This window comes from Microbacterium atlanticum (genome assembly GCF_015277815.1).
GTDB classification, from domain to species: Bacteria; Actinomycetota; Actinomycetes; order Actinomycetales; family Microbacteriaceae; genus Microbacterium; species Microbacterium atlanticum.
On record NZ_CP063813.1, the window covers coordinates 602,784 to 615,387 of the forward strand.

Sequence of the window (12,604 nt, forward strand, 5' to 3'; positions counted from 1 at the left end):
CGTGCCAACCATTCAGCAGTTGGTTCGCAAGGGCCGCTCGCCCAAGGTCGCGAAGACCAAGGCGCCCGCGCTCAAGGCGAACCCGCAGCAGGCGGGTGTCTGCACCCGCGTGTACACCACCACCCCGAAGAAGCCGAACTCGGCGATGCGCAAGGTCGCCCGTGTGAAGCTGCGCAACGGCACCGAGGTCACCGCCTACATCCCCGGCGAGGGCCACAACCTGCAGGAGCACTCGCTCGTGCTGGTCCGCGGCGGCCGTGTGAAGGACCTGCCCGGTGTGCGCTACAAGATCATCCGCGGTGCCCTGGACACCCAGGCCGTCAAGAACCGTAAGCAGGCCCGCAGCCGCTACGGTGCGAAGAAGGGCTGAGAGAGATGCCTCGTAAGGGACCCGCCCCGAAGCGCCCCGTCGTCAACGACCCGGTGTACGGCGCCCCCGTCGTCACCCAGCTCGTCAACAAGATCCTCGTCGACGGCAAGAAGTCGCTGGCCGAGTCGATCGTCTACGGCGCCCTCCGCGGCGTCGAGGCGAAGAACGGCCAGGACGCCGTCGCCACCCTCAAGAAGGCCCTCGACAACGTGCGCCCGACCCTCGAGGTCAAGTCGCGTCGCGTCGGCGGCTCGACCTACCAGGTGCCGGTCGAGGTCAAGCCTCACCGCGCCAACACGCTCGCCCTCCGCTGGCTCGTCAGCTACGCCAAGGGCCGTCGTGAGAAGACGATGACCGAGCGCCTCCAGAACGAGATCCTGGACGCCTCGAACGGCCTCGGTGCCGCGGTCAAGCGCCGCGAGGACACCCACAAGATGGCCGAGTCGAACCGCGCCTTCGCGCACTACCGCTGGTAACCAGCTCTCTGCCGCCGGCCGGGGACGACCTCCCCGGCCGGCGCATCCCGAACACGTAAGGAAGACATCCCGTGGCACAAGAAGTGCTCACCGACCTCAACAAGGTCCGCAACATCGGCATCATGGCGCACATCGATGCCGGCAAGACGACGACGACCGAGCGCATCCTCTTCTACACGGGCGTCAACCACAAGATCGGCGAGACGCACGACGGCGCTGCCACCACCGACTGGATGGAGCAGGAGCAGGAGCGCGGCATCACGATCACGTCGGCCGCCGTGACCTGCTTCTGGGAGGGCAACCAGATCAACATCATCGACACGCCCGGCCACGTCGACTTCACCGTCGAGGTGGAGCGTTCGCTGCGCGTGCTCGACGGTGCGGTCGCCGTCTTCGACGGCAAGGAGGGCGTGGAGCCCCAGTCCGAGACGGTGTGGCGTCAGGCCGACAAGTACGACGTCCCCCGCATCTGCTTCGTCAACAAGATGGACAAGCTGGGCGCCGACTTCTACTTCACGGTCGACACCATCATCAACCGCCTGAAGGCCAAGCCGCTGGTGCTGCAGATCCCGATCGGCGCCGAGAACGACTTCGTCGGCGTGGTCGACCTGGTCTACATGCGCGCACTCGTGTGGCCCGGCGACGCCAAGGGCGACGTGACCATGGGCGCGAAGTACGAGATCCAGGAGATCCCCGCCGACCTCGCCGACAAGGCCGCCGAGTACCGCACGAAGCTGCTGGAGACGGTCGCCGAGTCCGACGAGGAGCTTCTCGAGAAGTACTTCGGCGGCGAGGAGCTGAGCCCCGAGGAGATCAAGGGCGCGATCCGCAAGATGACGATCGCGGGCGAGCTCTACCCCGTGCTCTGCGGCTCGGCGTTCAAGAACCGCGGCGTGCAGCCGATGCTCGACGCCGTCGTGGACTACCTCCCGACGCCCCTCGACGTGCCCGCCATCGAGGCGCACGACCCGAAGGACGAAGAGGTCGTCATCGAGCGTCACGCCGACCGTGACGAGCCGTTCGCGGCCCTCGCGTTCAAGATCGTGTCGCACCCGTTCTTCGGTCGCCTCACCTACATCCGCGTCTACTCGGGTCACCTCGACTCCGGCGCCCAGGTCGTCAACGCGACGAAGGGCAAGAAGGAGCGCATCGGGAAGATCTTCCAGATGCACGCCAACAAGGAGAACCCGGTCGACTCGGTCACCGCGGGCCACATCTACGCCGTGATCGGCCTCAAGGACACCACCACCGGCGACACCCTGTCGGACGCGGCGAACCAGGTCGTCCTGGAGTCGATGACGTTCCCGGAGCCGGTCATCGAGGTCGCGATCGAGCCCAAGACCAAGGCCGACCAGGAGAAGCTGGGCCTGGCGATCCAGAAGCTCGCCGAAGAGGACCCGACGTTCCGCGTCGAGCAGAACGCCGAGACCGGCCAGACGGTCATCAAGGGCATGGGCGAGCTGCACCTCGACATCCTCGTGGACCGCATGAAGCGCGAGTTCAAGGTCGAGGCGAACGTCGGAAAGCCCCAGGTCGCGTACCGCGAGACGATCCGCAAGACCGTCGAGCGCCACGACTACACGCACAAGAAGCAGACCGGTGGGTCGGGCCAGTTCGCGAAGATCCAGTTCGCGCTCGAGCCCCTCGAGGTCACGGCCGACAAGACGTACGAGTTCGAGAACAAGGTCACCGGTGGCCGCATCCCGCGCGAGTACATCGAGCCGACCAACCAGGGCTTCCAGGACGCGATGAACGTCGGCGTGCTGGCGGGGTACCCGATGGTGGGCGTGAAGGCGACGCTCATCGACGGCGCCTCGCACGACGTCGACTCGTCCGAGATGGCGTTCAAGATCGCGGGCTCCATGGGCTTCAAGGAGGCCGTCCGCAAGGCGAACCCCGTCATCCTCGAGCCGCTCATGGCGGTCGAGGTGCGTACTCCCGAGGAGTACATGGGCGACGTCATCGGCGACCTCAACTCCCGCCGCGGCCAGATCCAGTCGATGGAGGACGCCCAGGGCGTCAAGGTCGTGCGCGCGCTCGTCCCGCTCTCCGAGATGTTCGGCTACATCGGCGACCTGCGCTCGAAGACCTCGGGCCGCGCCGTGTACTCGATGGAGTTCGACAGCTACGCCGAGGTGCCTCGCAACGTGGCCGACGAGATCATCCAGAAGACCAAGGGCGAGTAACCCTGCACTCCGGGATGCCTCGGCCCACCGCATCGTCGTCGGGCCGGGGCATCCGGGAGCACAACTTCACACAGAATCACCAGAACCGTCTCCACTAAGGTGGAGATATCCCCGTAGACGTCCGGTCGCAAACCAGTGCCCGGAACTTCTACATGACCGTCCTGAGGAGGACCCAGTGGCTAAGGCCAAGTTCGAGCGGACCAAGCCGCACGTGAACATCGGAACGATCGGTCACGTCGACCACGGCAAGACCACGCTCACCGCAGCGATCTCGAAGGTGCTCGCCGACAAGTACCCGTCGGCCACCAACGTGCAGCGCGACTTCGCGTCGATCGACTCGGCTCCCGAGGAGCGTCAGCGCGGTATCACGATCAACATCTCGCACGTCGAGTATGAGACCCCCAAGCGTCACTACGCTCACGTCGACGCCCCGGGTCACGCTGACTACATCAAGAACATGATCACCGGTGCCGCCCAGATGGACGGCGCGATCCTCGTTGTCGCGGCCACCGACGGCCCGATGGCGCAGACGCGTGAGCACGTTCTGCTGGCCAAGCAGGTCGGCGTCCCCTACCTGCTGGTCGCGCTCAACAAGTCCGACATGGTCGACGACGAGGAGATCCTGGAGCTCGTCGAGCTCGAGGTTCGCGAGCTGCTGTCGTCGCAGGACTTCGACGGCGACAACGCTCCCGTGGTGCGCGTCTCGGGCCTGAAGGCTCTCGAGGGCGACGCCGAGTGGGTCGAGAAGATCGTCGAGCTCATGGACGCCGTCGACGAGTCCATCCCCGACCCGGTGCGTGACAAGGACAAGCCGTTCCTCATGCCCATCGAGGATGTCTTCACCATCACCGGCCGTGGCACGGTCGTCACGGGCCGCGCCGAGCGCGGTACCCTCGCGATCAACTCCGAGGTCGAGATCGTGGGTCTGCGCCCGACGCAGAAGACGATCGTCACCGGTATCGAGATGTTCCACAAGCAGCTCGACGAGGCGTGGGCCGGCGAGAACTGTGGTCTGCTCCTTCGCGGCACCAAGCGTGACGACGTCGAGCGCGGCCAGGTCGTCGTGAAGCCCGGTTCGGTCACCCCGCACACCAACTTCGAGGGCACGGCGTACATCCTGTCCAAGGAGGAGGGCGGCCGTCACAACCCGTTCTTCACGAACTACCGTCCGCAGTTCTACTTCCGCACCACCGACGTCACCGGCGTCATCACGCTGCCCGAGGGCACCGAGATGGTCATGCCCGGCGACACCACCGACATGACGGTCGAGCTGATCCAGCCGATCGCCATGGAGGAGGGCCTCGGCTTCGCGATCCGTGAGGGTGGCCGCACCGTCGGCGCCGGCACGGTGACCAAGATCCTCAAGTAAGTCCTCGGACTTCAGAAGCCCCCGGGAGCGATCCCGGGGGCTTCTGCCGTTGCCGGGTCGTGTCGGGCGCAGATGTGCAGTTCGGGCGGATGCCGCGGGCCGAGGCATCCGCCCGTTCTGCGATTCTGCCCGCGGTGTCACCGCGCCCGATGCAGGCCCTGCGCGACGGCTCGCATGATGAGGTCCTGCACCTCCTCCCAGTGATCCACGACCTGCCGGTACCCGACGCGGATGACGTGGTAGCCCATCAGCATCAACGCGGCGTCGTGCGCGATGTCGGCGTCGCGCTGCGCGCCGGTGTGGTGACCGCCGTCGATCTGCAGGACGAGCCGCTCCCCGATGAGCAGGTCGACACGATGGCCGTGGATCCAGATCTGGCGACGCAGCGGCAGCCTCAGCCACAGCAGTCGCGGCACGACGAGCGTCTCGAGGCCCGAGTCCGAGAACATCCCCGCGTCCTCGCGCAGTCGCCTCGCCGCCGGCGGCAGCGGGTAGCGCGCGAGCGCGTCGCGGTCGACGGTGCCGGCGCGCAGCGCGGACTCCCACACGACGAGCGCCTCTTCGTACGGCAGGCACGTCGCGACGAGCGCCAGCACGTTCTCGACGCCGTCGACGAGACGGTGCGGATGCCTCGGCACGAGCGGCTTCGCCCAGTGCACGTGCGCCTCCGCGCGCCCCGCCCGGCCCGATCCCGGCCGGGCTGCGACGTGCGGCCGCCCGTCGTCGTGGAGCACGAAGAGACCGAGCCGTCGCGCCTGCGTCGTGCAGGTCAGCACGACGCCGTGCCGAGCTGCGGCCACGAGCATGGGGTCGGCCGTCGGCAGCGCGAACCAGCCCCGCTTCACACGCACGATCGCCCGCTGCGCGAGCGCGATCTCGAGCGCTCTTCGCGAGTGCCCGGCGTCTGTCAGCACCGCCGCGGGCGCGACGCCGTCGTGCAGGGCGAGGGTCGCGGTGACCGCGCGCCCCCTCGCGGCTCTCGGCGTGACCTCCGCTGTGCGCATGCCCGTCATCATGACGAGTCGGTCCCGTCGCGATGGCCGGTTCGCCGGGACTGTGGACCGGCCGAGTCCCCGCCGCTGCTGGGGAGGAGGGGTCGGGGATGCGGGATGCCGCGGGCCGAGGCATCCAGTCGCGCGCGGGCCGGGCGCATGTTTGCGTTCGGGCGGATGCTGTGGGCCGAGGCATCCGCCCGTTCTGCGACTCTGCGCCCGGGGGCCGGGGGTTCTGCATCTTCGCGTCGGGGCGGCTGCGAGTCTTGCATCTCTGCGCCCGAACCACGGACACGGCCTGGTGCGGCGGGACCGCGCCACGCCACAATGGGCGCAACGGCGACCGACAAGGAGCGGACATGGGAATCGACGACATCGTCAACCAGGGCAAGGACTTCCTCGAGCAGAACAAGGACAAGATCGACGACGTCATCACGTCGGAGCAGGCCGAGGGCGTCAGCGACAACGTCCTCGACGCCGCCGCCGAGTTCGTCAAGAAGGTCGCGCCCGACAGCGTCGACCAGCACGTGGACGGTTTCCGCGATCACATCGACAAGGCCGTCGGGAACGAGTAGCACTCGGAGCGAAGGGCGGTCCGAGAACGGACCGCCCTTCGTCCGCGCATCGCGGGGGAGTCACGCGAGCGCGCCGCCGGGGGCTTCAGCTCCTGTTCGGGGGGTCAGGACGCCTGTGCCACCACCGGCGGGGTCACGGGTGCGCCGTGGCGCGACATCCACGAGGTGAGCTCCTCGTCGAACCGCGGCGCGTCGAACTGCTGGGCGTGCCGCACGATCCCCTCGCTGGGAAGCGCGACCGCGCGCGTCGCGGCGGCGACGAGGTCGCTGCGCGAGCGCGGGTCGAACAGCGCGCCGCCCACACCCTCCCGGATCGACTCGCTCGCCCCACCCACGCGGTTGGCGATCACCGGGGTACCGGCCGCCATCGCCTCGACGGCGACGATGCCGAAGTCCTCGACCGGCGGGAACACGAACAGCCCGGCGCGCTCCATCAGCGCGAACAGCATCGCATCCGACGGGGCCACCTGCAGGTGCACGGGCACGCGCGCCGCTCGGCCCCGCTCGCGCAGCTCTGCTTCGAGCGGCCCGGAGCCGGCGATGACGACGGGCATCCCGAGCGCCTCCCCGGCGGCGATCACGAGGTCCAGCCGCTTGTACGGGATGAACCGCGAGACCCCGAGGACGAAGTCCTGCGGGAGCGCGTCGAGCCGGCGCCGCTCGCGGTCGGTGAGCTCCGCGCGCCACGAGCCGGAGGAGATCCGCGCGACGTCGACGGGCGGGTGGATGACGGTGGCCTCCACACCCCAGGCCTTGCGGATGCGCTGGGCGACGAAGCGGCTGTTGGCCGCCACCGCGGTCGCGCGACGCGCCGTACGCCGGTCGAGGGCCCGCAGCGGCGGCGCGGCGATCCGTGCCGCGAGGTTGTCGCCGCGGTGGTCGAGCTCGGGCGCCCACAGGTACCGCGCCGGCGTGTGCGCGTAGACGAACGTCGGCGTCCCGGGCTGAGCGAACTGCACGTGGTGCGCGAAGGCGTACGAGCTCACCAGCGCCCAGTCGGGGGTCACGGTCGCAGGCCGCCGCCACGCCAGCGGCATGAGCGGCAGCGCGAGCGCCTTATGGTGGCGCAGCGGAGTGCGCGCCAGCCACGTCTCGCGGACGGCGTGGCCGCGGTGCCTGCCGGGTGCGTCGTTCCACAGGCACAGGATGTCGGCATCCGGGAACAGCTCGGCGAACCGGTCGACCACGCGCTCGGCGCCACCGACCGCCTCGATCCATTCGGCGACGATCAGGCCGCTCATGCTGCCGTCCTCCCCGGAAGGAGCGTCGCGCGGGCGGTGCGGAGCAGGATCACGAAGTCGCCGGCGAGCGTCCAGTTGTCGACGTACGACAGGTCGAGCCGCACCGACTCCTCCCACGACAGCGACGAGCGTCCGCTCACCTGCCAGAGGCCGGTGATCCCCGGCTTGACCATGAACCTCCGATGCACGTGGTCGGCGTACCGCGCCACCTCGCGGGGGAGCGGCGGGCGCGGACCGACAAGCGACATCGACCCGGTCAGCACGTTCCACAGCTGCGGCAGCTCGTCGAGGCTGTACTTGCGCAGGAACCGCCCGAACGGGGTCACCCGGGGGTCGTCGAGCATCTTGAAGAGCACCTCGTTGCCGACGTCGCGGCTCGAGACGAGTCCCGGCAGGCGATCCTCGGCATCCGGCACCATCGTTCGGAACTTCAGCATCTGGAAGCTCCGCCCGTCCAGTCCCACGCGGGTCTGGCGGAAGAGCACGGTCCCCGGCGAGCTGCCGAAGATGACAGCCGCGACGACGGCCATGAGCGGAGCGAGCACGATCAGCGCGACGGCGGAGACCAGGATGTCGGTCCCCCGCTTCAGGATCCGCTGGCCCTTGCTGTACCTCGGCGTCTCGACGTGGATGAGCGGCAGTCCCGCCACCGGGCGGGTGTGGATGCGCGGGCCGACGATGTCGGCGATGCTCGGCGCCAGGATGAGGTGGCGGCGGTCGGCTTCGAGCGCCCACGAGATGCGCTTCACGCCGGACGGCGGGAGCTCGTCGGTGCTGGTCACCGCGACGGTGTCGGCCCCGGCCGCGTCGAGGGCGCCCAGGACGCCCCGGATGTCGCCGCGCACCGGGATGTCGGTGCCGGGGACCGTCTGCCCGGGCAGTCCGTCCGGGATGCACGCGCCCACCACGCGATAGCCGGCACTCGGCGACCGGCGCAGGGCGGCCGCGATCTGCGCGACCGACTCGGCCGAGCCGACCAAGAGCACCGTGGCGCTCCATTCGCCGCGCACGCGCTGCGCGGTCAGCCAGCGGCGCCACGCCCACCGCTCGATGAGCAGGAACGCCACTCCGAGCGGGAAGCTGATCAGCAGGTACCCCCGCGCGACGTCCACGCGCAGCAGGAACGCGAGGATCGCGATGATCCCGAACAGGCGCGTGCTCACCGAGATGATGCGCGCGTACTCGGCGGAGCCGCTGCCGACGATCCGGGCGCTGCGCGAGTCGGCCAGGCTCAGCGACCACATCCACGCGCAGAGGAGCACGACCGAGAACGCCCAGTAGGACGCCCCCATGAGGAGCGAGTCCTCGCGGATGACCACGTCGGAGCTGTCGAGGCCGAACCACGCGATCTGCGCGCCGAAGACGACGGCCGCGAGTACCGCGAGGTCGCTCAGCCACAGACGGCGCGTGTATCTGTCGCGCCATTGATCCGTCGGCACCGATGCGGCCGGTGCGCGGGCACTCCGAGTATCGGCCTCCCCAGACCGGCTCCGTATTTTCGAACGACTGCTTGCCAAGACATCGGCGTACGGCTGTTGAGCCGCGCCGACAGAATGCGACGCCACTGCTTTTCCCTCCCCGTCGCAACCGTGCAGCATTCGGGTCTGCGGTCCGGCCAAACTCCCCAGTTCGCCGGCGGTTGCGTGTCGTCATTCTGTCATGACCTCAGCGATGCGGGAAGGGTCGGTTTCGCAGGACGCGTCGCCGGCCGGCGCCAGAACGGTGCGCATTCAGCTAATCCTCAGGATTTGCCAAGGGTTCGCGGGAAAAGTCCAGGTGACGCAGTAGTGTTCGAAGCACTTCGCTCGGGGGCGAAGCAGGAGGGCGCTCGGGGCGCAGCTGGGGACGTGACAGTCCTCGGTGTTCACCTTCCGGGGAATGGGTGGGTCATGTTTGCGAAGAGGTCTTTGCTCGGTGGATTCCTCGCTGCCGTTCTGGTGCTGGGGACTTCGGGCGCGGTGCTGGCAGACGACGTCGATCCGGTGGATCCGGCGGCGACTGCCGGCATCGCGTCCGTGCCTGCGCCGGAGCCGCCCGCTCCGGCGCCGGACGAGGCGCCCGCGCCGCCGCCCCAGGAGGCGCCCGCGCCCGAACCACCGCAGGAGCCCGCGCCGCAGGAACCCGCGCCGCAGGAGCCCGCGCCCGCGATGGAGCCCGCTCCGCAGCCGCAGCCTCCTGCGGAGCCTGCCCCCGCACCGGCGCCCGCCCCCGGGCCCGCGCCGGTGCCGCCTGCGGCGACGGAGACGTCCGCGACGTCCTCCGCGCTCCAGACAGCGGCCCGCTCGACCGGCGACGCAAAGATGCGGGGCGTTCTCGAGGACGGCAAGGACGACGACTGCGAGGACGACGGTGACAAGCGCGTCGCCGGCGGTCAGGGCGACGGCAAGGACGACGACTGCGACGGCGACGGCGGCGGCAAGGACGACGACTGCGAGGACGACGGTGACAAGCGCGTCGCCGGCGGTCAGGGCGGCGGCAAGGACGACGACTGCGACGGCGACGGCGGCGGCAAGGACGACGACTGCGAGGACGACGGTGACAAGCGCGTCGCCGGCGGCCAGCACGACGACGGCCAGCACGACGACGGCAAGGACGACGACGGCAAGGACGACGACGGCAAGGACGACGACGGCAAGGACGACGACTGCGACAACGGCGGGAAGAAGCCGGGCCAGCTCAAGCTGGTCAAGGTCGTCGTCAACGACGACGGCGGCATCGCGACGCCGGCGGACTGGGACCTCCAGGTCGAGGTGGGCGGTGTCTGGACGACCTTGACCCAGAACACGTTCCACGAGCTGCCCGCCGGCTCCTACCGCATCCGCGAGACCGGCGGTCCGGCCGGCTACGAGCCGGCGGGCGTCGTGTGCGTCGGCTCCGGGTCTCACGACGACGATGACGACGACAAGCGCAGCGGATCGGCGCATCCGTCCGGTGACCGCGTCGTGATCACGAAGGGTGCGAAGGTCGTCTGCACGTTCACCAACGACGACGTGCCCAGCGCCCCGACGATCGGCAAGACCAGCGACGGACTGGTTCCCGTCGGGCCGGGCCCGGTCTGGCAGGTCGCGTACCTGCTGACCGTGGACAACTCGGGGCAGCCGCACCCGGCGACCTACACGCTGTTCGACGTGCCGGGCTTCCCCTCGGGCGTCACCATCGATGCGGTCTCGGTCGTGGACGTCACAGGCGGCAACGCGCCGGTGCCGTGGAACGGGCAGCCGGCGACGCCGATCGTGTCCGGCGTCGACATCGCCGCCGGCGCCTCGCACGTGTACCGGGTGGTCTTCACCATCTCGCTCACCGGCGCGGTCGTCCCCGGTGACGGGGACTGCCAGGGGGTTCCGGGGCAGGGCCTCTTCAACTCCGCCACGCTCGAATGGGACGGTGGCACGGGCGATGCCGACGCGTGCGAGCCGCTCCCGTCGCAGCCCGTCTTCGACAAGGCGGCGCTGGGGGCCACGGCCGTCGACGTCGACACCTGGTCGCTCGGCTACCGGCTCTCGGTCGCGAATCCCGGCCCCGGTGCCGCGGAGTACACGCTCGACGACACCCTGGGTGCCCTGCCGGCGGGCGTGACGCTGGTCGAGGCGCAGGCCGCCGCCGACCCCGGGTTCCCGCTGACGCCGGACCCGCTGGTGACCTCGTGGGCCGACTTCGACCCGGTGACGCTGGCCCTGGACGAGCCGATCGCGCCGGGAACCACGCACGCCTTCCTGGTGACGGTGATCGTGGACGTCGACGTGCCGGCGCTGCCCGACCCGCTGCCGGCCGACTGCGCCGACATCCCGGGCGTCGGATACCCGATCCCCAACCTCGGCTCGATCGACATCGACGGCATCGTGGTCGACGACGAGGCGTGCAACGTCATCCAGGCCGTGGATCTGGGCATCGTGAAGTCCCACTCCACCCTCGAGGGCGACGCCGTCGAACCCGGGACGCCGTTCACCTACTACCTCGACGTGACCAACCACGGCACCGTCGACGTCATCGACGGCGTCGTCACCGACGAGATCCCCGCCGAGCTCGACGTGCTGAGCGTGACGGTCCCGGCCGGCTGGACGAACGCCTCGTCCGGCAACACGGTGCTGGTCCAGGACGTGGCGCTCGTGGTCGGCGAGACAGAGCGCATCAGCGTCGAGGTGGTCGTGCCCGAGGTCGCCCCGCCGGCGCCGCCGGTGCTTCCCCCCGGGGCGGACACCGAGCCGTTCACGCCGGAATTCATCGGGGACCTGGTGAACGAGGCGTGCGTCGTCACGCCCGGAGACGGCAACCCGGCGAACGACTGCGACACCGACACGGTGTCGGTCGACCAGCTGGTCGCCGAGCTCTTCGTCAGCTGCCTGAACGACATCGCCTCGCTGAACTACCGCGTGGCCACGAGCCCGAGCCTGGCCGGCCAGCCGATCAGCTTCACGTGGGCTCCGGTGACGCAGGACCCGGCGCCCAACCCCGCGAACGTGCAGCGCACGCTGAGCTCGGGCGACTCCGGGACCATCCTGTGGCCGGGCGGGCGGCTCGCGCCGAACGACGTCAGCATCCAGTGGCCGGGGTACCGCCCGCTCACCATCGCCGACTACGACGTGGCGACCGGCGCGCTGCTGGTCGATCCCGCGCTCGTCTACAACGGCATGGTGCTGGACACGTCGTACCCCACCTACCCGTGGCGGCTCGCGTCGACGGTCACCATCTCGGTCAACCCGACGCTGGTGTTCCAGACGTCCTACCCGCCCCAGACGGCGAACTGCGAGGTGCCGCGGTCGGCCGACCTCGTCATCGAGAAGACGGCGACCGTGCAGGCCACCGCCCCCGGCGCGTCGTTCCGCTACGGCCTGACCGTCAGCAACCTCGCCGTGGACTCCGTGGCCGACCCGGTCGTCGTCACCGACGTGATCCCCGCCGACCTCCGCGTCGACTCGATCACCACCAGCCAGACGGCGTTCCCGAGGTGGCGCGACTGCGCGGTGTCGGGGACGGATGCCGCGGGCTTCGGCGGCACGCTGGAATGCACGCTGCTCGGCCCGCTCGCGATGGGCACCTCGGCGCCCCCCATCACGCTCGGCGTGACGGTGAGCGACGGCGTCCGGGTGAGCTCGATCACCAACACCGGCGAGGTCTGCTGGGGGCCCGCGGCGAACGGCCTGCCCTACCAGGCGTGCGACGACGACTCGGTGACCGTGAAGCTGTCTGCGGGCGGCGCGCTGCCCGCCACGGGCGGGACGGTGCCGGCGGCAGCCGCCGCACTGGGGATCGCGGGCGTCCTGCTCGGCATCCTGGCCGTGCTCTTCGCGTCGCGCCGGCGCAGCATCTTGACACCGAAGGGCTGAGCGGTGGGGGAGGGCGGAGCCGAGGCATCCGTCCTCCCCGACCCGTGCATGCTGAGAAGGCGCCGAGCATA

At 69.8% G+C, this 12,604-nt stretch carries 9 protein-coding genes; 6 read left to right on the top strand and 3 right to left on the bottom strand.

Annotated elements, in window-relative coordinates; all coding sequences use genetic code 11:
- Position 1 precedes the first annotated feature (1 nt).
- From rpsL to tuf, 4 genes are all read left to right on the top strand, one after another.
- Positions 2–370: a 30S ribosomal protein S12 gene (gene rpsL / locus IR212_RS02570; RefSeq protein WP_106816548.1), complete on the top strand. Its 369-nt coding sequence runs from the start codon at positions 2–4 to the stop codon at positions 368–370.
- 5 nt (positions 371–375) lie between these two features.
- Positions 376–846 (top strand): 30S ribosomal protein S7, encoded by a 471-nt coding sequence (rpsG, locus tag IR212_RS02575; RefSeq protein ID WP_106816549.1) that lies wholly within the window; start codon positions 376–378, stop codon positions 844–846.
- A gap of 71 nt (positions 847–917) precedes the next feature.
- Positions 918–3,032, top strand: a complete 2,115-nt coding sequence (gene fusA, locus IR212_RS02580; protein WP_194397467.1) for an elongation factor G — start codon at positions 918–920, stop codon at positions 3,030–3,032.
- A 175-nt stretch (positions 3,033–3,207) separates the two neighbouring features.
- Entirely contained in the window at positions 3,208–4,401 is a 1,194-nt protein-coding gene (tuf, locus tag IR212_RS02585; protein ID WP_127818193.1) for an elongation factor Tu, read from the top strand.
- A gap of 137 nt (positions 4,402–4,538) precedes the next feature.
- Here the strand turns inward: tuf and IR212_RS02590 are convergent, their stop codons facing one another.
- Positions 4,539–5,405, bottom strand: a complete 867-nt coding sequence (locus IR212_RS02590) for an endonuclease domain-containing protein (protein ID WP_194397468.1) — start codon at positions 5,403–5,405, stop codon at positions 4,539–4,541.
- 347 nt (positions 5,406–5,752) lie between these two features.
- Between IR212_RS02590 and IR212_RS02595 the strand changes: the two genes are divergently transcribed.
- Positions 5,753–5,968 carry a hypothetical protein gene (locus IR212_RS02595; RefSeq protein WP_194397469.1) on the top strand — a complete coding sequence of 72 codons (216 nt, stop codon included), beginning with the start codon at positions 5,753–5,755 and terminating at the stop codon, positions 5,966–5,968.
- 104 nt (positions 5,969–6,072) lie between these two features.
- Here the strand turns inward: IR212_RS02595 and IR212_RS02600 are convergent, their stop codons facing one another.
- Both IR212_RS02600 and IR212_RS02605 read right to left on the bottom strand, forming a co-directional pair.
- Positions 6,073–7,209: a glycosyltransferase gene (locus tag IR212_RS02600; protein WP_194397470.1), complete on the bottom strand. Its 1,137-nt coding sequence runs from the start codon at positions 7,207–7,209 to the stop codon at positions 6,073–6,075.
- Positions 7,206–8,648: a sugar transferase gene (locus IR212_RS02605; protein ID WP_228479447.1), complete on the bottom strand. Its 1,443-nt coding sequence runs from the start codon at positions 8,646–8,648 to the stop codon at positions 7,206–7,208. The genes IR212_RS02600 and IR212_RS02605 overlap by 4 nt, the downstream gene beginning before the upstream one ends.
- A gap of 861 nt (positions 8,649–9,509) precedes the next feature.
- Between IR212_RS02605 and IR212_RS02610 the strand changes: the two genes are divergently transcribed.
- On the top strand, positions 9,510–12,533 hold the full coding sequence (locus IR212_RS02610) for a prealbumin-like fold domain-containing protein (protein ID WP_194397472.1): 3,024 nt from the start codon (positions 9,510–9,512) through the stop codon (positions 12,531–12,533).
- Positions 12,534–12,604 lie beyond the last annotated feature (71 nt).